The organism is Sphingobium sp. WTD-1, assembly GCF_030128825.1.
Taxonomy (GTDB): Bacteria; Pseudomonadota; Alphaproteobacteria; order Sphingomonadales; family Sphingomonadaceae; genus Sphingobium.
Genome location: NZ_CP119127.1, coordinates 2544539 through 2564060, shown reverse-complemented (window position 1 = coordinate 2564060; position 19522 = coordinate 2544539). Strand labels below are relative to the sequence as shown.

Below are 19522 nucleotides of genomic sequence, written 5' to 3'. Positions count from 1 at the left end.
CGCTGCCTCCCCCTTTCCTTTTCCTATTTTCCTGCCTGCAGCAGGAAGTCTGCACTCTGCTGGAGCATGTCGGCCCGCGCAGCGCTATCGTTCAGGCTGTGGGCCAGCCCGTCATAGACGACCAGCCGGCTGCGCTTGCCCGCACCTTCAAGCTTGGACTGCATCGCACGCGCCTGGCTGATGTCAACATTGCCGTCATCGGTCCCGTGGAACATCAGCACCGGCGCACGGAATTCGGCGGCATGGTTGACCGGCGATGCATCTGCCGCGTCGTTGCCGGTACCCATGCGCTGCTGCTGCAACAGATAATCAGCATTATATTGCGACCGGCGGATACGATCGGCAAAGTCGGTCACCGGTGCGATCGCCACCACCGCCTTGAACAATTGGGGATCGATCGCCTGCGCCTGAAGCGCCGCATAGCCGCCATAAGACCAGCCCGCGATGGTCAGCTTCGCGGGATCGGTGCCCCCCTCCGCCACCAGCCAACGCCCCGCATCGACGATATCGCCGATCGCCGTCCGCCAGGAACGATAGCCGTTTTGCATCAGCCATTGCTCGCCGAAACCAGCCGACCCGCGAAACTGCGGCTGGATCACGGCAAAGCCCCGCGCGGCATAATATTGCGAGAGCCAGTCGAAGCCCCATTCGTCGCGCGATTCCGGCCCGCCATGCGGCATCACGATCGCCGGCAGCCCTTTCGCGCTATCCTTGCCCGGCGGCAGGGTCAGATAGGCGGGGATGACCGTACCATCCGAGGCCTTGTAAGAAATCGACTGCATTTTAGCGAGCGTCTGCCCTGCCAGTTCCGGGCGATCGGGCATCATCGGCGACAATTTCTTGGCGGCGCGATCGAACAGATAATATTGGCCCGGATCGGTATCGCTGCCGGCCCAGACCAGAACGCGCTGCCGATCCTGGCTCATGTCGCCAATATAGACGGCCTTGCCGCCCAGCGCCTTGCTAAGCGACGCGACCAGCGCCTTCACTTGCTCGTCGAAATAGACGACCTCGCTATAGTCCTCGCTATAGCCGACCCCCACGACACGCCGTTCGCGCCCCACTTGAATCAACCGGTTCACGTCGACCTTGGGATGAGAATAGACAACGGTCTTCTGAAGGCCCGCATCCAGCGCGATGCTGACCAAAGCCGAACGCCCTTCGACCTGCTCGAAACCATAGACGATATTCTTCTCGACATCGACGGCATAGGGGTTGAAACCGCTATGGTTTCGCGTGTCATAGATGCCTAGATCGCTCCAGCCATTCTTCCCCATGGGGCGATAGAGATAACGGATCGTGCCCTTGGCATAGCCTGACCCCTTATTCTCCTGCAGCCCCATGACGCGCACCGTGCCTCGGCCGTCCGATATATATTCGACCGCCATGGCTTGCGGCTGCTCGATCCGCTTGGCAGCACCACTGCGCGTATCGACGCGGTCAACGCCCAGACCCTGCAATTTCTGGTCGATCAGGCTACCGATCTTGGCCTCGGGCACATAGGATCGGGTCATCAACACCGCCCCATCCTCGCCTGCCGTCAGGTCGATGATCGAACCGCCGCGCAGATCGAAGCCAAGCGCATTCTCGCCATGACGCTTGCTGAGCGATCGGATATTGCCGCCAGCGGCATCGACGGCGAACAGACTGCTGAAGCCATAGACATCGTCACCGACCCGGCTTTGCCCGCCAATCCTGCAAGCCAGCCGATCGTTGGAAACCCAATCACAATTATGGAGATATTCCGGCTGGCCGCTGGCGCCGGCAACGACCTTGGGTTCGGCCCCCTCCTGCGCGTTGATCACGTAGGTTCGGGTCGTTCGCCCACTCCCCGCCGCGACCAGCGCGATCTTCTGCCCATCGGGCGACAGGCTGGCGGAAATCACCGTCTCGCGCGCGCCAAAGGCCTTGGCCAGCGCATCCGGCTCAGCATGGGCGATAGCCGACAGCGAACAGAAACCCATCAGCGCGCCAAGGCGCACCGTGTTTGCAGCATAATTCATTCTGGAAAAACACTCCCCCAAATTCCCCGACCCGATTGCTAACCAAGTGCGACAATTGTGACAATCGGCATTTCTTGCCCTCCGCCCGTGGCGGTGGCATCAGGCGCATTCCATAAAGACAAGGGTTCCTTCCATGCGCAGCTCCGTCGCGGCGATCGCCGCCGTTCTCGCCCTTTCCGCTCCTGCCCTGACGCCCACCGTCGCGCTGGCCGCGCCCGCCGCCAAGAGCGACGCCGCCCCCTCGATCGACACGATGAAGCGGCTGGTGAAGGAGCTTTCGTCCGACGCCTATGAGGGCCGCGCACCCGGCACCGTGGGCGAGGAAAAGACGCTGGCGCTGCTGACCGCCGAGTTCGAGAAACTGGGCCTCAAGCCCGGCAACAAGGGCAGCTGGTTCCAGGACGTGCCGCTGGTCGAGATCACCGCCAAGAATGTCTCGCCCTTGAGCTTCACCGGTGGCAAGGCCCCGATCACCGCCGCCTATGGCCCCGAGATGGTGATCGGCACCTATCGCACCACCCAGCCAAAGATCGAGGTCAAGGACAGCCCGGTCGTGTTCGTGGGCTATGGCATCAACGCCCCGGAAAAGGGCTGGAACGACTATGCCGGCCTGGACGTGAAGGGCAAGACGGTGCTGATCCTGGTCAATGACCCGGATTATCAGACGCCGGGCCTCACCGGTCCGTTCAACGGCCGCGCCATGACCTATTATGGCCGCTGGACCTACAAGTTCGAGGAAGCCGCGCGTCAGGGCGCCGCCGCCGCGATCATCATCCACGACACCGAACCGGCCGCCTATGGCTGGAACGTCGTCCAGTCGAGCTGGACCGGGTCGCAGCATGTCGCCGACAATCCGGGCGGCAATGCCGACCAGTCGGCAGCGATCGGCTGGATCCAGAAGGACAAGGCCGCCGCCCTGTTCGCCGACGCGGGCCTCAACCTCGACCAGCAGATGGCCGCTGCCAAACAGAAGGGCTTCAAGGCCGTGCCGCTGGGCGCGATCAAGGCCAATGTCTCGTTCGACAATGACCTGCGCAAGCATGCGTCGAAAAATGTCGTCGCCCTGCTGCCGGGCAAGACGCGCCCCGACGAATATGTGCTCTGCAGCGCGCATTGGGACCATCTGGGCCATTGCCAGGCGGCGCCTGACGGCGACGATATCTGCAACGGCGCGGTCGACAATGCCACCGGCACCGCCGCGCTGGTCGCCCTGGCCCAGGCGAACGTGAAGGCCGGCCCGTCCGACCGCAGCCAGGTGTTCCTGGCCGTCACCGGCGAGGAATCGGGCCTGCTGGGTTCGGCCTATTATGGCAACAACCCGGTCTTCCCGTTCAGCAAGACCGTCGGCGGGGTCAACATGGATGCCTTGAGCGTCGCGGGCCTCGCCAAAAATGTCGTCGTCATCGGCAAGGGCAAGTCGCAGCTCGACGCCTATCTCGAACGGGCACTGGGCGCGCAGGGCCGTGTCGCCACGCTCGAACCGACCCCGGAAAAGGGCTATTATTACCGTTCCGACCATTTCAGCTTCGCCAAGCATGGCCTGCCGATGCTCTATTTCGAGGGCGGCGAGGATCTGGTGAAGGGTGGCACCGCCGCCGGCATGGCCGCGGCCGAGGATTATACCGAGCATCGCTATCACGGCCCCAAGGATGAATATGATCCCAACTGGGACTGGACCGGCGTCGCCGCCGACCTGAAGCTCTATTATGATGTCGGCCGGGCGCTCGCGAACACGACCGATTGGCCCAACTGGGTCGATGGCGACGAATTCCGCGCCATCCGCGACAAGAGCCGTGCCGGCAAATAAGGCCGCGCGGCGCCTGAGCGTTCCAAGCTGCTGATGCGCAAGCATCACTGCAGCTTGCAAAAATACCGGCGGCAGCGCGGGAACGCTGTCGCCGGCCTCATCCCATGGCGCAAGGTTCAGCGCTTGGGACGCACCTTCCCCGTCCTGCAGGAGCACCGCCATGCGCATCCCCCTTGCCCTGCCCCGCCTGTTTCTGATCGCCCTCGCCCTGCCGACCGCGCTCCCCGCGCAGATCGTGCCCAAGACAGAGCCAACCGCCCCGCCCGGTCAATGTCCGGATCGAGCCTCAGCCTTCGGTCGATTATGAACTGGACCGGGCGCGCGAGGACATACGCGACGGACGCAAGAGCGGCAGGCTCAGCAGGAAACAGGGCCGCGCGCTCCGCCGCGAGGCCGACCGCGCCGACGCCCAGTCCGATCGCAGCGCCCGCGATGGCCTCAGCTATTCAGAGCAGCGCGAAATCAACATGCAAGGCCGCGCCCTGCAGAGCCTGACCCAAGCCCAGCGCAGCCAGCCGGGCGGGAAGCGAGCTTAGCTCTCGAACGATCCATGGAAGACAATCGGTTTCTCTTTCCCTCACTCCGGCGAAGGCTGGGGTGAGGGAGTTATGCGGTGGGTTCAACGGGTGGCGGCAACACTTTAATCTTTCGAGGAGGATGGAGTGTCGCAACGACGCAGCGTCGTTGAATCTATTATACGCCCGGTCAGCGAGCGGAGATATGGGATCGCTGGCAGCGCGGCTCCAACGAAAACACCAATCGCCTGCTGCGACAGCATTTTCCTAAAGGAAGCGATCTGTCGCTATACGGTCAGGCCAAGAGGAGTGCCGTTGCCAGGCAACGCAACGAACGGCCAAGAAAAGCGCTCGAACATCGAACGCCCGCAGAGCATTTCAAAGCCTATATGACGCCCACCCGATGAACCTACCAGCAGAAGCAGACCATCCGCATATCTCCGTGCGGCCTAGCCATACGCCCGCCCCGCCAAAAGGGCCGCCGATCGTCGTCACCGGCCGTGCAAATCCGATCCTTGCCGGCCAATGGGCGTTCAGCCAGCACCAGACCGTGATCCGCGATTTCAGCACCCGCACCCTGCCGATCCGCACCTGGAATCTGTGCATCCCCGACGGCACGATCGACGCGACGATCGAAACCATGCTGGACGACAGTTTCGCCGGCCCCGGCACGTCCAGCTATTGCCGGCAATGCAAACTGGACGGCGACGGCGCCGCCATTCACGGCAATCAGCGTTGCTGGATCGGTCCGGGGGGGTGGATGCAGGGCAAGCTGGAAGGCGAAATCGGCCCGCGCAGTGTCGAGATAAAGCGCAACATCCGCCTGTTCGAGGTCAATAGCACGCCCACCCGCGATCTGGGCAGCCCCATGGGCGGCGACGCAGAATTTCTCATGTCGATCACCGGCACCCGCGTCGGCAATTGCAGGCCCCAGCGCTGGCTCCGCGGTCAACCGCCCCGACCGCAACCATGATGCAACCGCGCCAGGGGCAACTGGTCATGCGCCCAATCCCATCGATCAAGTCACATTCATAACCAATCGATTATCGGATTTCGTCCATCTGTTCCCGAGCTGCCTTGGCCTCGGCACAAAATTCCTTCGCCTCCCGGCAGCGCCGCTCCATCTTCTCGATGGCCTCCTTCCATTGCTGCAGGACATAGGGGTCTCCCGCGATCGAGGGAGAGAATATCCGTCTGCCCGATGGCGGCGATGCCGGCCCCGCTGACGATACGGCAGAAGGCGGCGCCTCCTGCCGATACGCCGCGCGCTGCGACACCCCTAGGCCCAGCAGGAAAAAGCCCGCGGCCCCCAGCACCAGCCCGCATCCGGTCAGCATGCGCCTCGCCTGGTTCATGATCGTCTCCGCCGCTCGCCCTGCGCCCTATTTCACGAACCGCCTATTTCACGAACCGCTTGAAGAAGCTGTCGCTGTTCCAGCTCGGCCGCGTGTCCGCATTGGCGACCCGCAGCGTCACCGCGGTCACATAATCGTTCAGCTTTGCCGTCTCAGCCGGCATCACCGGCTGGTTCGCGTCGTCGAAGGGCGAATGATAGATGTTCGCGCGCCACGCCTTCTCCACAGTCGCTTCCGGCGTCCCGGCCTTGAAGCCATATTTGAAGAACAGCGCCGGTATCCCCTCGCGGATGAAGGCATATTGGTCGGACCGGATGAAGACGTTGCGGTCGGGGAAGGGATCGGGCGTGATCGGCAGGCCCATCGCGTCGCTCACCGCCGCCGCATCCTGGCCCAGGCTGCTCTGGTCATAGCCGACCGGGGTCACGCTGGTCAGCTTGAAGATCGGCAGCGCCATGTCGAAATTGAGGTCGGCAACGATGCTCTTGCTCGGCACGGTCGGCCGCCGCGCGAAATAGCGCGATCCCAGCAGGCCCTTTTCCTCGCCGGTGACGATGATGAACAGGATGGACCGTTTCGGCTTAACCTTGCCAGTCTTCAACGCCTTGGCGATCTCGATCAGGCTGGCGACGCCCGACGCGTTGTCCAGCGCGCCATTATAGATGGCGTCGCCCTTGATCGGCGTGCCGACGCCATAGCCGTCCAGATGCGCCGACAGCACGACATAGTCCTTGGCCAGCTTGGGGTCGCTGCCCGGCATCACCGCCACCAGATTGGGCGACGACAGCGCCACCCGTTTGGCCGCGACCGCCGCCTTCAGCCGCAGCGTCAGCGGGAAGCTGGCGACCGGCTTCGACGCATCGGCCGCGGCCGCGATCGCCGCGAAATCCTGGCCGCTGCCGGCGAACAGGTCGGCCGACCGGGCCGGGTCGAACTGGGCATTGAGGAAGGGCGTCTGCGTGTCGCGCATCGCCACATCCTCATAATAGACCGCCGGCGCGCTCGCCAGCGCCTTGCGCCGGTCCCAGGGAATCTCGACTTGCCCCGGCGTTACCAGGCTGATCGTGCCGACCGCCCCCTGCGCCGCCAGCCAATGGCCCCGTTCCGATCGGGCATGGGATTTGAGCGCGCCGCTGATCTCCGCCGGCCCGCCCGAAACGACCACCACGATCTTGCCTTTCAGGTCCAGCCCGGCAAAATCGTCATGGCCCACTTCCGGCAGATGCAGGCCATAGCCGGCAAACACCATCGGCGCGTCGATCGCGCCGGGCACCGGGCCGCCGCTGCCGGAAAAGATGATGTCGCCCGGCACAGCCAGCGCCGTCTCGCCACTCGCGCCGACCAGGCTGGCCCTGCTTTCGCCCGACAGCACCGTCTGCTCGACGAAGGCGATCGGCTGCTTGTAGCCCTCGACCCCGGCCGGTTTCAGCCCCAATGCCTGAAACTGGCCGATCACATAGTCGGCCGCCTTGTCATAGCCCGGCGTGCCGGTGCCGCGCCCCTGCATGTCGTCCGCCGCCAATATCTGGACATGGCGCCACCATGTCGCGCCACGTGCCGCCAGATCATCCTCAGCCGGCGCGGCGCTGGCCGCTGCTCCCATCATCGCGACCAGCGGCAGGGCGGAAAACAGCTTGCGCATCGGTGGAATACCCTTCTTTTATCCTGCAGATATCATGCCTTATCCTGCCCGACGAACAAGGGGGCTTGGAACCGCCACGGCAAGAGTGTATTGTGAATATAATACAGCATGGAGATAATGATGCCACGCCTGCCCCTGTCCCATCACCTGACCCTCGCCACCCTGCTCGCCATCGGCCTTGCCACCAGCGCCTGCTCGCGCGGCAACGACCATCAGTCCGGCGGCGGCAACGGCGAATCCCCGGCCGCCGCCAGCACCCCGCAGGACTGGGCTGCGCTCAAGGATTTCCGCCGCATCGACGTGACCGGACCTGACAATGTCGTCGTCACTATCGGCCCCAAATTCTCGGTCACCGCCGATGGCGATCCCAAGTCGGTCGCCCTGCTCGACATCCGGGTGAAGGCCGACACGCTCCAGATCGGCCGCAAGTCCGATGGCCTGTGGAACAAGGTCGACGGCGGCAAGGGCGCGACCATCCATGTCACCCTGCCCGCGATCAGCGCGATCGATGTCACCGGCTCGGGCGACTTCACCCTCAACAAGGCGGAAGGCGGCGACCTGGCCCTCTCGCTCACCGGATCGGGCGATCTCGACATCGGCCAGGTGAAACTCGGTAGCCTCAAGGCGGAAATCACCGGATCGGGCAGCATCACCCTGGCCGGCACGGCCGATCAGGGCGAATTGTCAATCACCGGCACCGGCGACATCGACGCCGCCGGACTAAAGCTCGGCCGCGCCGAAGCCGATATCATGGGCACCGGCGACATGGACTTTGCCTCCGACGGTCCGGTCGCTATCAAGATCATGGGCACCGGCGACGTCAAGGTGAAGGGCAAGGCGCAATGCACGACGAACACGATGGGACCGGGCGAGGCGCATTGCGGCCCCTGATGCTGGCAGCGGCGGCGGCACTGGCCGGGGCTTCGCCCGCCGGCGCCGCCACCCGCGGCTATACCATCACCAGCTTCGACCAGATCCGCGTCGACGCCCCGGTCACGGTCATCATCACCACCGGCACCGGCGTCTCGGCACGGGCAGAGGGGGACCAGCGCGCGCTCGACCGGCTGCGCGTCGATGTTTCGGGCCGGCTCGCCATCATCTCGATGGAGCGGCCCGAACCGGGTGAAAAGGGTCTTGGCCCCGCCACCATCCGCCTTTCCACCGGCGAAGTGAACCGCATCGTCCTGACCGGCGGCGGCGCCGTCGCGGTCAGCGCGATGAAGGGCCTCAATGGCGAGATCGTGCAGGGCGGCAATGGCGATGTCAGCGTCGCGTCGCTCCAGCTCGACAATCTCCAGGTCACGCTCGCCGGCGGCGGCCGCACCACGCTCGCCGGCACCGCTGGCGTCGCCAATCTGCGCATCAGCGGCCCCGGCGCGATCGTCGCCGACCATCTGGTCGCGCGCCAGGCCGCGATCCTCAGCGACGGCTCGGGCAATGTCGCCCTCACCGCCAACGGCCCGGTCAGCATCCGCTCGACCGGATCGGGCGATGTCAGCGTCGCCGGCAAGCCGATCTGCACCGTCGAGAATGAAGGCACCGGCCGCATCCAGTGCGGCGCCGAGGGCTTCTGAACGGCGCGGCGGCGCATCACCCCGCCGGAACTTTGCCATGCTTATGGAAGTCTTTACCCTGCCCGCGCTAGTCAGGGCGACCTGACCCCAACCGGACCTTCCTCCATGCGCCCAGCCCTTGCCCTGCCCGTTCTTGCCGCCCTGTTGCTGGCCCAGCCGGCCGCGGCCCAGGTGGCGGCGCCCGACAGCGGCGACACCGGCTGGATGATCGCCTGCGCCCTGTTGCTGCTACTCGCCGCGCTGCCGGGCCTGATGCTGCGTCATGCGGGGCTTGCCAATGTCCGCCACGGGCTCGCCGCGATGGCCCAGACGCTGGTCGCCGGCGCGACGATCCTGCTCGGCTGGGGTCTTGCCGGCTACAGCCTTGCCTATGCGCCGGGCAGCGAATGGCTGGGCGGCGGCAGCAATCTGCTACTCGCCAATCTCGCGCCGCTGCGCGACGGCCTCACCGTGCCCGAATCCGCCTTCGTCCTGTTCCAGATGGGCTTTGCCGTGCTGGCTGGGGCGATATCCGTCGGTGCGATCGCCGGCCGCGCCCGCCTTGGCTGGGTCGCCGCCTTCGCGCCGCTCTGGCTGCTGCTGGTCTTCGCCCCGATCGTCCACTGGATGTGGGGCGGCGGCTGGCTGGCACAGCTTGGCGCGATGGACTTTGCCGGCGGCCTGGTCGTCCATGTCCTGGCCGGCTTTTCCGCCCTTGCCCTGGCCCTCGTCGCCGGGCGCCCCCGCGATGCCCAGGGTGGCGGCCATGCCCATATCCTCGCCATCGCCGGCGGCGCGCTCTTCTGGGTCGGCTATGCCGGTGCGGTCGGCGGCTGGGCGCTGGGCGCCACCGACGATGCCGCCACCGCCATCCTCAATCTCTTCTTCGCCGCCTGTGCCGCCAGCCTCGGCTGGGCGCTGGTCGACCGGCTGCTCGGCGCCCATGCCAGCGCCACCGGCCTGCTGTCCGGCGCCATTGCCGGCCTCGCCGCCATTTCCGCCTCGGCCGCACTGGTCGGCACCGGCGGGGCGATGCTGATCGGCCTCGCCGCCGCGATCATCGCCCGTATCGGCGCCGGTTTCGTCAGCGCCTGGATCGACGATCCCGTCCATGTCTTCGCCGTCCATGGCCTGGGCGGCGCGACCGGCGCGCTGTTGCTGCCACCGTTCGTCCTGCCGCTGCTCGGCGGGGTCGGGTTCGACGCCGGCATCAGCGCCACCGCCAGCCTGCTCGCCCAGGCGATCGGCCTGGTCGTGATCGCTCTCTGGGCGCTGGTCGGCACCGCCATCACCGCGCTGATCGTCTCGATCCTGGTCCCGCTGCGCGCCACGCCCCAGGCCGAAACCGATGGCCCCGACGCCGTCGAGCATGGCCAGCAGGGCTGGGACTTCCGCTGATCCCGCCATGGTCGTCGCGGTTGCCATCTTCGCCCACCAGGAGGAACGCCGGATCGCCGGCTGCCTCGCCTCGCTGCCGCTCGACCGCCCGTTCACCATCTTCCATGTGCTGGTGAACGGCACCACCGACCGTACCGTGGAGCGTGCTCGCGCAGCCGCCGCCGGCCGCGCCCATGTGATCGTCCATGACATCGCCGCCGGCGGCAAGTCGCGCACCTGGAACCATGTCGTCCACCACCTGCTCACCGGCACGGAGGATGCCGTCATCTTCCTCGACGGCGATGCCCAGATCGCGCCTGGATCGATCGACGCGCTGGTGGCAGACCTTGCCGCCCACCCCCAGGCCAACGCCGCCGCCGGCATGCCGGTCAATGGCCGCGAAGTGGAAACCTATCGCCGCAACCTGCGAATCGAGCGCGGCATCTTCGGCGATCTCTATGCCCTGTCCGGCCGCTTCGTCGCCGCCATCCGGACAAGCGGCCTGCGCCTGCCCGACGACCTGATCGGCGACGACGGGCTGGTCGCCTCCTGGGCGCATACCGATCTGGCAAGCGATGCCGACTGGCAATTGGAGCGGGTGCTGGCCTGCGAGGGCGCGGGCTTTGCCTGCGAACCGGTCGGCCTCGCCCGGCCGCTGACTTGGCGGATGCATTACAAGCGGCTGATCAACTATTCGGTCCGCTATTATCAGAACCGCATCGTCTCTGACATCATGAGCCGGGTCGGCCCCGCCGGCCTGCCGCGCGAACTCGTCAGCCTCTATCCCGATTGGCTCCCGCGCTGGCGCCCGCGCCCCGGCCCGACCGGCTGGTTCGACCGCAAGGGCCTCGCCCGGATGAAAGCAAGGGTCGCCGCCACAAAAAAAGCGTGACCGGCCGGGCCGATCACGCTTCTCATTTTGGCAAGGCCGTCGGCCGGGATCAGCGATCCCGCGCCGCCAGTTCCTTGTTGACGTAGAGCGCCACCATCGTCGCAATCGCGCCCGACAGCAGGTAGATGCCCGACGCGGCTAGACCGAACTTCACCGACAGCAGCAGCGCCAGCAGCGGCGCGAAGCCGGCACCGACCAGCCAGGCCAGATCCGACGTCAGCGCCGAACTGGTATAGCGCGCCTCGGTCGCGAAGTTGGACGCCACCACGCCCGACGACTGGCCGAACGCCAGGCCCAGCAGCATGAAGCCCAGGATCATGAAGGCGACCTCGCCCAGATCCCCGCCATTGAGCAGCAGCGGCGCCACCACCGCGAAGATCGCGATGCCCAGGGCCGACCAGCCGAGCAGCGAGCGACGGCCGATCTGGTCGGCGATGAAGCCCGACACCACGATCGCCAGCAGACCGACCGACGCACCGATCATCTCGATCACCAGGAAGCGTTCGATCGGCTGGTCGGTGAACAGCACCACCCAACTGAGCGGAAACACGGTGACCATGTGGAACAGGGCGAAGCTCGCCAGCGGTGCGAAGGCACCGATGATGATGTTGCGCCCTTCCGCCTTGACGGTCGGCAGCACTTCGGACGGCACCAGATCCTTCTGCTCAAACAGCCGCTCGAACTCATGCGTCACGACGATGCGCAGCCGGGCGAACAGCGCCACGACGTTGATCGCGAAGGCGACGAAGAAGGGATAGCGCCAGCCCCAGTCAAGGAAATCCCCTTCCGACAAGGTCAGCAGGAAGAAGGCGAACAGCCCGCTCGCCACCAACAGCGCCAGCGGCGCGCCGAGCTGCGGCACCATCGCATACCAGCCACGCTGGTGCTGGGGGGCATTCAGCGACAGCAGCGAAGCGAGGCCATCCCATGTACCACCCAGCGCAATGCCCTGTGCCGCCCGCAAAACGACCAGCACGACGGCAGCATAGTGGCCAATCGTCGCATAACCGGGCATAAAGGCGATCGCCGCGGTCGATCCGCCCAGCAAGAACAGGGCGGCCGTCAATTTGGTGCCGCGGCCATAATGCCGGTCGATCGCCATGAAGATCAACGACCCGATCGGGCGCGTGATAAAGGCGACGGAAAAGATCGCGAAGGAATAGAGCGTCCCCGTGAGCGGGTCGACATAGGGAAATACCAGGCTCGGGAAAACGATCACCGAGGCAATGGCGTAAACGAAGAAGTCGAAAAATTCGGAGGTGCGGCCAATGATCACACCAATGGAGATATCCCCCGGTGCAATACTGTGGTCGCGTGCATTGATTTTGCGCGCATCATCCTCAAGCTGGCTCGAGGTGAAGGCAATGGCCTGTGAACTCATAGGCATCCGCTCCCTGGCTGGGCCGACGGTGCCTATTTTGGGTCTCCCGACGGCCAGAGGATGGCAACATAACAGAAAACCCGCAGAGTCTAAGCAGTATCCCACATCCAAAACATTTTTTGCGTGCGCACAACATTGGACAAATTGCCCTCTATCCGACTCCCTGCGGAACCGGTAGGCGCGCGCCATGTCACAGCCACCCTCCCCCCTCTGGACCCGCCTCCTGCGCTGGTCCGCTCCGATCCTTGCGGCGCCCTTGGCGGGCTGCAACTGGGTCGTGATGAACCCGTCGGGCGATATTGCGGTGCAGCAGCGCGATCTGATCCTGATCTCGGTCGCGCTGATGCTCCTCATTGTCGTGCCCGTCATGGCACTGGTCGTCTATTTCGCCTGGCGCTACCGCGCGACGAACGAGGCCGCCGAGAAGGAATATGACCCCGACTGGGATCATTCCACCAAGCTGGAGCTGCTGATCTGGTCGGCCCCGCTCCTGATCATCATCTGCCTCGGCGCGCTGACCTGGGTGAGCACGCACAAGCTGGACCCCTATCGTCCGCTCGACCGGATCAACGCGACCACCGCGATCGATCCCAAGGTCAAGCCGTTGACCGTCCAGGTCGTCGCGCTCGACTGGAAGTGGCTCTTCATCTATCCGGACCTTGGCATCGCCACCGTCAATGAACTGGCGCTGCCGACCAATGTCCCGGTCCGCTTCGACATCACCGCCTCGACCGTGATGAACAGCTTCTACGTCCCCGAACTGGCCGGCCAGATCTATGCGATGCCCGGCATGCAGACGCAGCTTCACGCCGTCGCCAACAAGCCCGTCACCGGGATCGGCTTCTCGGCCAACTATTCGGGCGCGGGCTTTACCCATATGCGCTTTGGCTATCATGCCTTCGACCAGGCCGGCTTCGACGCCTGGGTCGCCAAGGTGAAGGGCAGCGGCGCGGCGCTTGACCGCACCGTCTACCAGACCCTGGCCAAGCCGAGCGAGAAGGCGCCCGTCGCCTATTTCGCCACCAGCGAGCCCAAGCTGTTCGACGCGATCGTCAACCTCTGCCCCAAGCCCGGTCAGCGTTGCATGAGCGAGCTGATGCACATCAACCAGATGGGCGGCGCGGGCAAGGAATCGGCCAAGGAGACCGAAGGCCTCCAATATGATTTCCCCAACAGCCATGTGATCGACCAGGAAGACCGCAACAAGGGGCAGGAAACCGCCCCCGACGCGCCGGGCGCCGGTGCGGCTGCACCTGCGGCCGATCACTCCTCTCACAGCGGCGCTGACGCGCACGCGCAGCATCGGTAAGGCCCATGACTGGCACACTCACAACAGCACAGATGATCTTTGGTCGTCTGACATGGGACAGCTTCCCATGGCATGAACCCATCGTCGTCGCGACCTTCTGCGCGGTGATGCTGGGCGGCGCGGCGCTCGTCGCCGGGCTGACCTATTTCAAGCTCTGGGGCTATCTCTGGAAAGAATGGTTCACCAGCGTCGATCACAAGAAGATCGGCATCATGTATATGGTGCTGGGCCTCGTCATGTTCCTGCGCGGCTTTGCCGACGCCGTCATGATGCGCCTGCAACAGGCTTTGGCCTTCAACGGGTCCGAGGGTTACCTCAACGCCCACCATTATGACCAGGTGTTCACCGCCCATGGCGTGATCATGATCTTCTTCGTGGCGATGCCGTTCATCACCGGTCTGATGAACTATATCGTCCCGCTGCAGATCGGCGCCCGCGACGTCAGCTTCCCGTTCCTGAACAATTTCTCGTTCTGGATGACGACGGGCGGCGCGGTGCTGGTGATGGCCTCGCTGTTCCTGGGCGAATTCGCCCAGACCGGCTGGCTCGCCTATCCGCCGCTCTCGGGGATCGACTATAGCCCGGCCACGGGTGTCGACTATTATATCTGGGCACTACAGGTGGCCGGTGTCGGCACGACATTGTCGGGCATCAACCTGATCGCGACCATCGTCAAGATGCGCGCACCGGGCATGTCGCTCATGAAGATGCCGGTGTTCACCTGGACCTCGCTCTGCGCGAACATCCTGATCGTCGCATCCTTCCCGATCCTGACCGCCACCCTGGTCCTGCTCTCGCTCGACCGCTATATCGGCACCAACTTCTTCACGAACGACTTCGGCGGCAACCCGATGATGTACGTGAACCTGATCTGGATCTGGGGTCACCCGGAAGTCTACATCCTCATCCTACCGCTGTTCGGCGTCTTCTCGGAAGTCACCTCGACCTTTTCGGGCAAGCGCCTGTTCGGCTACACCTCGATGGTCTACGCGACCTGCTGCATCATGGTGCTGTCGTACCTCGTGTGGCTGCACCACTTCTTCACCATGGGCTCGGGCGCCAGCGTCAACAGCTTCTTCGGCATCACGACGATGATCATCTCGATCCCGACGGGTGCGAAGCTCTTCAACTGGCTCTTCACCATGTATCGCGGCAAGATCCGTTTCGAGCTGCCGATGATGTGGACCGTCGCCTTCATGCTGACCTTCACCATCGGTGGCATGACCGGCGTCATGCTGGCCGTTCCGCCGGCCGACTTCGTGCTGCACAACTCGCTGTTCCTGATCGCGCACTTCCATAACGTGATCATCGGCGGCGTGCTGTTCGGCCTGTTCGCCGCGATCAACTACTGGTGGCCCAAGGCCTTCGGCTTCAAGCTGAACGTGTTCTGGGGCAAGGTCAGCTTCTGGTGCTGGCAGGTCGGCTTCTGGCTCGCCTTCACCCCGCTCTACATCCTGGGCTTCATGGGCGTGACTCGCCGCATGCGCGTGTTCGACGATCCCAGCCTGCACATCTGGTTCATCATCGCCGCCGTCGGCGCCGCCATCGTTGCGGCCGGCATCGGCGCCATGCTGGTCCAGTTCGCAGTGTCGATCTGGAAGCGCGACGAACTGAAGGTGGAAGGCGATCCCTGGGATGGCCGTACCCTGGAATGGGCGACCAGCTCGCCCCCGCCGGAGTATAACTTCGCCTTCACCCCGGTCGTCTACGACGCCGACAGCTGGGCCGACATGAAGAAGAATGGCTATCAGCGTCCGCTGACCGGCTATCAGCCGATCCACATGCCCAGCAGCACCGGCACCGGTGTGATCCTCGCGGGTCTGGCTACGGTCTGTGGCTTCGCCCTGATCTGGTACATGTGGTGGCTGGCAGCCCTCAGCTTCGTCGGCATGATCGGCTTCGCCATCTTCCACACCTTCAACTACAAGCGCGACTTCTACATCCCGCAGGATGTCGTCACGCGCACCGAGGAAGAGCGGACACGCATCCTCGCGGCGGGAGTCTGACCCACATGAGCAGCACAACTGCGACCCTGGAACCTCGGGCATATCATTTGCCCGAGGAACCCCACCTCCACGAAGGCCACAGCACCATGCTGGGCTTCTGGATGTACCTGATGAGCGATTGCCTCATCTTCGCCATCCTGTTCGCCACCTATGCCGTGCTCGGCGGCAATTTCGCCGGCGGCCCCGGCCCCAAGGATCTGTTCGACCTGCCGCTCATCGCGCTCAACACCGCGATGCTGCTCTTCTCGTCGATCACCTATGGCTTCGCCATGCTGGCGATGGAAAAGAACAAGGTCAGCGCCACCCAGGGCTGGCTGTTCATCACGCTCCTCTTCGGCGGCGCGTTCCTGTTCATCGAACTCTACGAATTCTCGCACCTCATCCATGAGGGCGCAGGTCCGTGGCGTTCGGCCTTCCTGTCGGCCTTCTTCACCCTGGTAGGCACCCATGGCCTGCACGTCACCTTCGGTTCGATCTGGCTGATCACGCTGATGGTTCAGGTCGCCAAGAAGGGTCTGATCCCGGCCAACAAGCGTCGCCTGATGTGCCTCAGCATGTTCTGGCACTTCCTCGACGTCATCTGGATCGGCGTCTTCACCTTTGTCTATCTGATGGGAGTCCTGCGGTGAGCGATGCTGTCCATCCCCACGGTCACGATCATCACGATGACCATCATGAAGAAGGATCGCATGGCAGCTTCGGCAGCTACATGATCGGCTTCGGCCTGTCGGTGATCCTGACGGCCATCCCCTTCTGGCTGGTGATGTCGAACGTGCTGGGCAATCCCCAGCTGACCGGCGTCATCATCATGGCCTTCGCGGCGGTGCAGGTGGTCGTCCACATGATCTACTTCCTGCACATGAACACCCGCATCGAAAGCGGCTGGTCGTTCATGGCGATGATGCTGACGATCGTTCTGGTCGTCATCGTCCTCTCGGGCTCGATGTGGGTCATGTATCATATGAACAACAACATGATGCCGCACGGCGATATGAACATGAGCGCCACGCACGACATGAGCGCCATGCAGAATATGAGCGAAATGCCGTGACATCCCAAAAGATCGGGGGGCGCCGCCGGCGCTCCCCGGGCTTTACGATCGGCCTGACGCTGATCGCCCTCATCCTTTTCTCCGGTCTTTTTGCGCTCGGCAGCTGGCAAGTCTATCGCCTCGCCTGGAAGCGCGACCTGATCGCACGGGTCGACGCCCGCATCCATGCCGCGCCCGTCCCCGCCCCCCGCAATGCCACAAGCGACGACGGATATCGCCGCGTCGCCGCATCGGGCCATTTCCTGCATGACAAGGCGGTGCTGACCCAGGCCGTCACCGTGCGCGGCCCCGGTTTCTGGGTAATGACGCCGCTGGTGACCGATGCCGGCTTCACCCTGATGGTCAATCGCGGCTTCGTGCCGCAGGACAATCGCACCCGTTACAGCCGGCCCGAAGGCACGGTCCAGATCGTCGGCCTGCTGCGCCTGACCGAACCCAAGGGCGGTTTCCTGCGCAGCAATGATCCCGCGGCCGGCCGCTGGTATTCGCGCGATGTCGCCGCGATCGCCGCCGCGCAGCATGTCGCCCCGCCGGTCGCGGACTATTTCGTCGATGCCGACGCCAATTGCGCACCCGACACCGCGCCGGTCGGCGGCCTGACCGTCGTCCGCTTCCCCAACAACCATCTCCAGTATGCCATCACCTGGTTCATACTGGCGGCGATGGTCGCAGGCGCCTACATCTTCCTCATGCGTCGGGATCCAGAAGACAGCGCGGAATGAGCGAGACCCAAGCCGTCAGGCGCCGCTGGCTGCCCAGCCAGTGGCCCGCCGATGCCGCCGGTCGCAAGAATATGGCACTGCTGATCCAACTGCGTTGGATCGCGATAGCCGGGCAGCTGGTGACGATCCTGATCGTCCAGTTCCTGATGGGGGTTCGCCTGCCCCTCGCCCCGATGCTGCTGGTCGCGGCCGTCGCCGTTCTGGTCAACGCCGCCAGCTTTGCGGCGCTGCGGCCCCGGACCGACATCACCCGCGCCGAACTTTCGGTATCGCTGCTGTTCGACGTGCTGCTGCTGACCGCCCAGCTCTATCTGTCGGGCGGCGCGACCAATCCCTTCGTCTCGCTCTATCTGCTTCAGGTCGCGCTTGGCGTGCTGCTGCTCGACCGGGCGAGCGCCTGGGGCATCACCGCCGTGTCGGCGCTGTGCGCGGGTCTGCTGGCGCTGGACTATCGCCCGCTCGACCTGAGTGACCGGCTGGCGGGCCGGCTGTTCGACCTGCACATCATCGGCACCTGGATCTGCTTCACCATGATCGCGGTGCTGCTGGTGCTGTTCATCACCCGGATCAACCGCAACCTCCAGGCGCGCGAAGCCTATCTGGCCAGCATGCGCCAGCATGCGGCGGAGGAGGAACATATCGTCCGCATGGGCCTGCTCGCTTCGGGCGCGGCGCATGAGCTGGGCACCCCCCTCGCCCAGCTCGCCGTGGTGCTGGGCGACTGGCGCCGCATGCCCGAAATCACCGAGCATCCCGCTCTGGTCGAGGAAGTGGGCGAGATGCAGAGCGCAGTCCTGCGCTGCAAGGCGATCGTCACCGGTATTCTCCTCTCCTCGGGCGAGGCGCGCGGCGAGGCACCGGCCGTCACCAATGTGCGCGACTTCATCGAGGGGATTGCCGCCGAATGGCGCCGCGCCAATCCGGGCATGCCGCTGCGCTGCGACTTCGGCCCGCATGACTATCCGCGCATCATCGCCGATCCGGTGATCCGCCAGGCGGTCGGCAATCTGCTCGACAATGCGCGCGAGGCCGGCGCCACCTATATCGACCTGCTGGTCGGACGCGACAGCGCCTCGCTCAACATCGCCGTGCGCGACAATGGCAGCGGCTTTTCGCAGGCGATGCTGGAGGATTTCGGCAAGCCCTATCGCTCCAGCAAGGGCAAGGAAGGCCATGGCCTCGGCCTCTTCCTTGTGGTCAATGTCGTGCGCAAGCTGGGCGGCAGCGTATCGGCCAGCAATGGCGCCGATGGCGGCGCGCTGATCCTGCTGCGCCTGCCGCTCGATACGGTCGCACTGGAAGAGGAAAGTGACAGCGAAGATGACGGCTGAACGGCTGCTGGTGATCGTCGAGGATGACGAGGCCTTTGCAAAGACCCTCAAACGTTCGTTCGAGCGGCGCGGCTATGACGTGCTGACCGCCGCCAGCCATGGCGCGCTGGAGGAGGTGCTCAAGGGCAACCGCCCCGGCTATGCCGTGGTCGACCTGAAGCTCGGCCCGGAATCGGGCCTGGTCTGCGTCCAGACGCTGCACGCCCATGATCCCGACATGCTGATCGTGGTGCTGACCGGCTTTGCCAGCATTGCCACCGCAGTCGAGGCGATCAAGCTCGGCGCGACCAACTATCTGGCAAAACCATCCAACACCGACGATATCGAAGCCGCCTTCGCCCGCTCGGGCGGCGACCCCGCCGCACCGCTGGCACCGCGCCCGACATCGATCAAGACGCTGGAATGGGAACATATCCATGAGGTGCTGAAGGATTGCGACTTCAACATCTCCGAAACCGCCCGGCGCCTGGGGATGCATCGCCGCACCCTCGCCCGCAAGCTGGCGAAACGCCAGGTCGGCTAATTTCGCGCCTGCCCGTCAAGCCCCGTTGACCGCGCCCCATGGCCATGCCATGGCC

Annotated in this window: 17 protein-coding genes and 1 pseudogene; 14 read left to right on the top strand and 4 right to left on the bottom strand. The window is 64.7% G+C overall.

Going from position 1 to position 19522, the window contains the following annotated elements; all coding sequences use genetic code 11:
• Nucleotides 1-23: 23 nt before the first annotated feature.
• Complete coding sequence (locus N6H05_RS12770; protein ID WP_284109867.1) at nucleotides 24-2003, bottom strand: alpha/beta hydrolase family protein; 1980 nt, start codon at nucleotides 2001-2003, stop codon at nucleotides 24-26.
• A gap of 133 nt (nucleotides 2004-2136) precedes the next feature.
• On the opposite strand from N6H05_RS12770, the gene N6H05_RS12765 reads away from it, so the two are divergent.
• From N6H05_RS12765 to N6H05_RS12755, 3 genes and pseudogenes are all read left to right on the top strand, one after another.
• The gene (locus N6H05_RS12765) at nucleotides 2137-3810 is read left to right on the top strand and encodes a M28 family peptidase (RefSeq protein WP_284109866.1); all 1674 of its coding nucleotides are present in this window, start codon (nucleotides 2137-2139) and stop codon (nucleotides 3808-3810) included.
• A gap of 730 nt (nucleotides 3811-4540) precedes the next feature.
• Nucleotides 4541-4732, top strand: a pseudogene (locus tag N6H05_RS12760) (IS30 family transposase); the annotation flags it as partial.
• Nucleotides 4729-5298, top strand: a complete 570-nt coding sequence (locus N6H05_RS12755) for a hypothetical protein (RefSeq protein ID WP_284109865.1) — start codon at nucleotides 4729-4731, stop codon at nucleotides 5296-5298. The pseudogene N6H05_RS12760 and the gene N6H05_RS12755, both read left to right, overlap by 4 nt.
• Before the next feature lie 70 nt (nucleotides 5299-5368).
• On the opposite strand, the gene N6H05_RS12750 is transcribed toward N6H05_RS12755, so the two are convergent.
• Both N6H05_RS12750 and N6H05_RS12745 read right to left on the bottom strand, forming a co-directional pair.
• Nucleotides 5369-5680 (bottom strand): hypothetical protein, encoded by a 312-nt coding sequence (locus N6H05_RS12750; RefSeq protein ID WP_284109864.1) that lies wholly within the window; start codon nucleotides 5678-5680, stop codon nucleotides 5369-5371.
• A gap of 43 nt (nucleotides 5681-5723) precedes the next feature.
• Entirely contained in the window at nucleotides 5724-7322 is a 1599-nt protein-coding gene (locus tag N6H05_RS12745) for a M28 family metallopeptidase (RefSeq protein WP_284109863.1), read from the bottom strand.
• Nucleotides 7323-7439: 117 nt separating this feature from the next.
• Between N6H05_RS12745 and N6H05_RS12740 the strand changes: the two genes are divergently transcribed.
• The 4 genes from N6H05_RS12740 to N6H05_RS12725 all read left to right on the top strand — a co-directional run bounded on the left by N6H05_RS12740 (nucleotide 7440) and on the right by N6H05_RS12725 (nucleotide 11144).
• Nucleotides 7440-8213: a head GIN domain-containing protein gene (locus tag N6H05_RS12740; protein WP_502958935.1), complete on the top strand. Its 774-nt coding sequence runs from the start codon at nucleotides 7440-7442 to the stop codon at nucleotides 8211-8213.
• Complete coding sequence (locus tag N6H05_RS12735) at nucleotides 8165-8896, top strand: GIN domain-containing protein (protein ID WP_284109861.1); 732 nt, start codon at nucleotides 8165-8167, stop codon at nucleotides 8894-8896. The genes N6H05_RS12740 and N6H05_RS12735 overlap by 49 nt, the downstream gene beginning before the upstream one ends.
• Nucleotides 8897-9001: 105 nt before the next feature.
• The gene (locus N6H05_RS12730) at nucleotides 9002-10273 is read left to right on the top strand and encodes an ammonium transporter (RefSeq protein ID WP_284109860.1); all 1272 of its coding nucleotides are present in this window, start codon (nucleotides 9002-9004) and stop codon (nucleotides 10271-10273) included.
• Between the two features lie 7 nt (nucleotides 10274-10280).
• Nucleotides 10281-11144 carry a glycosyltransferase family 2 protein gene (locus tag N6H05_RS12725; protein WP_284109859.1) on the top strand — a complete coding sequence of 288 codons (864 nt, stop codon included), beginning with the start codon at nucleotides 10281-10283 and terminating at the stop codon, nucleotides 11142-11144.
• 49 nt (nucleotides 11145-11193) lie between these two features.
• Here the strand turns inward: N6H05_RS12725 and N6H05_RS12720 are convergent, their stop codons facing one another.
• A complete protein-coding gene (locus N6H05_RS12720) occupies nucleotides 11194-12525 on the bottom strand; it encodes an MFS transporter (protein ID WP_284109858.1) in 1332 nt (443 codons plus the stop codon).
• Nucleotides 12526-12712: 187 nt separating this feature from the next.
• Here N6H05_RS12720 and cyoA point away from each other — a divergent pair, with 187 nt between their 5' ends.
• The 7 genes from cyoA to N6H05_RS12685 are packed head-to-tail and all read left to right on the top strand — an operon-like array spanning nucleotide 12713 to nucleotide 19467.
• Nucleotides 12713-13834, top strand: a complete 1122-nt coding sequence (gene cyoA, locus N6H05_RS12715; protein WP_188080734.1) for a ubiquinol oxidase subunit II — start codon at nucleotides 12713-12715, stop codon at nucleotides 13832-13834.
• 5 nt (nucleotides 13835-13839) lie between these two features.
• A complete protein-coding gene (gene cyoB / locus N6H05_RS12710; RefSeq protein WP_188080733.1) occupies nucleotides 13840-15840 on the top strand; it encodes a cytochrome o ubiquinol oxidase subunit I in 2001 nt (666 codons plus the stop codon).
• A gap of 5 nt (nucleotides 15841-15845) precedes the next feature.
• Nucleotides 15846-16469 carry a cytochrome o ubiquinol oxidase subunit III gene (cyoC, locus tag N6H05_RS12705; protein ID WP_188080732.1) on the top strand — a complete coding sequence of 208 codons (624 nt, stop codon included), beginning with the start codon at nucleotides 15846-15848 and terminating at the stop codon, nucleotides 16467-16469.
• The gene (cyoD, locus tag N6H05_RS12700; protein ID WP_284109857.1) at nucleotides 16466-16891 is read left to right on the top strand and encodes a cytochrome o ubiquinol oxidase subunit IV; all 426 of its coding nucleotides are present in this window, start codon (nucleotides 16466-16468) and stop codon (nucleotides 16889-16891) included. Before cyoC ends, cyoD begins: the two co-directional genes overlap by 4 nt.
• Nucleotides 16888-17613 (top strand): SURF1 family protein, encoded by a 726-nt coding sequence (locus tag N6H05_RS12695; RefSeq protein ID WP_284109856.1) that lies wholly within the window; start codon nucleotides 16888-16890, stop codon nucleotides 17611-17613. Before cyoD ends, N6H05_RS12695 begins: the two co-directional genes overlap by 4 nt.
• Complete coding sequence (locus tag N6H05_RS12690; RefSeq protein ID WP_004207845.1) at nucleotides 17610-18944, top strand: ATP-binding protein; 1335 nt, start codon at nucleotides 17610-17612, stop codon at nucleotides 18942-18944. The genes N6H05_RS12695 and N6H05_RS12690 overlap by 4 nt, the downstream gene beginning before the upstream one ends.
• Nucleotides 18934-19467 carry a response regulator transcription factor gene (locus tag N6H05_RS12685; protein WP_017499774.1) on the top strand — a complete coding sequence of 178 codons (534 nt, stop codon included), beginning with the start codon at nucleotides 18934-18936 and terminating at the stop codon, nucleotides 19465-19467. Before N6H05_RS12690 ends, N6H05_RS12685 begins: the two co-directional genes overlap by 11 nt.
• The last annotated feature ends 55 nt before the right edge of the window (nucleotides 19468-19522 follow it).

Bases quoted from the DNA above. Each gene is read 5' to 3' on its own strand.
- N6H05_RS12755 (WP_284109865.1), top strand. From the start codon at position 4,729: ATGAACCTACCAGCAGAAGCAGACCATCCGCATATCTCCGTGCGGCCT.
- N6H05_RS12765 (WP_284109866.1), top strand. From the start codon at position 2,137: ATGCGCAGCTCCGTCGCGGCGATCGCCGCCGTTCTCGCCCTTTCCGCT.
- cyoA (WP_188080734.1), top strand. From the start codon at position 12,713: ATGTCACAGCCACCCTCCCCCCTCTGGACCCGCCTCCTGCGCTGGTCC.
- N6H05_RS12690 (WP_004207845.1), top strand. From the start codon at position 17,610: ATGAGCGAGACCCAAGCCGTCAGGCGCCGCTGGCTGCCCAGCCAGTGG.
- N6H05_RS12740 (WP_502958935.1), top strand. From the start codon at position 7,440: ATGATGCCACGCCTGCCCCTGTCCCATCACCTGACCCTCGCCACCCTG.
- N6H05_RS12725 (WP_284109859.1), top strand. From the start codon at position 10,281: ATGGTCGTCGCGGTTGCCATCTTCGCCCACCAGGAGGAACGCCGGATC.
- N6H05_RS12745 (WP_284109863.1), bottom strand. From the start codon at position 7,322: ATGCGCAAGCTGTTTTCCGCCCTGCCGCTGGTCGCGATGATGGGAGCA.
- N6H05_RS12720 (WP_284109858.1), bottom strand. From the start codon at position 12,525: ATGAGTTCACAGGCCATTGCCTTCACCTCGAGCCAGCTTGAGGATGAT.
- N6H05_RS12750 (WP_284109864.1), bottom strand. From the start codon at position 5,680: ATGAACCAGGCGAGGCGCATGCTGACCGGATGCGGGCTGGTGCTGGGG.
- N6H05_RS12770 (WP_284109867.1), bottom strand. From the start codon at position 2,003: ATGAATTATGCTGCAAACACGGTGCGCCTTGGCGCGCTGATGGGTTTC.
- cyoB (WP_188080733.1), top strand. From the start codon at position 13,840: ATGACTGGCACACTCACAACAGCACAGATGATCTTTGGTCGTCTGACA.
- N6H05_RS12735 (WP_284109861.1), top strand. From the start codon at position 8,165: ATGCACGACGAACACGATGGGACCGGGCGAGGCGCATTGCGGCCCCTG.
- N6H05_RS12730 (WP_284109860.1), top strand. From the start codon at position 9,002: ATGCGCCCAGCCCTTGCCCTGCCCGTTCTTGCCGCCCTGTTGCTGGCC.
- N6H05_RS12685 (WP_017499774.1), top strand. From the start codon at position 18,934: ATGACGGCTGAACGGCTGCTGGTGATCGTCGAGGATGACGAGGCCTTT.
- cyoC (WP_188080732.1), top strand. From the start codon at position 15,846: ATGAGCAGCACAACTGCGACCCTGGAACCTCGGGCATATCATTTGCCC.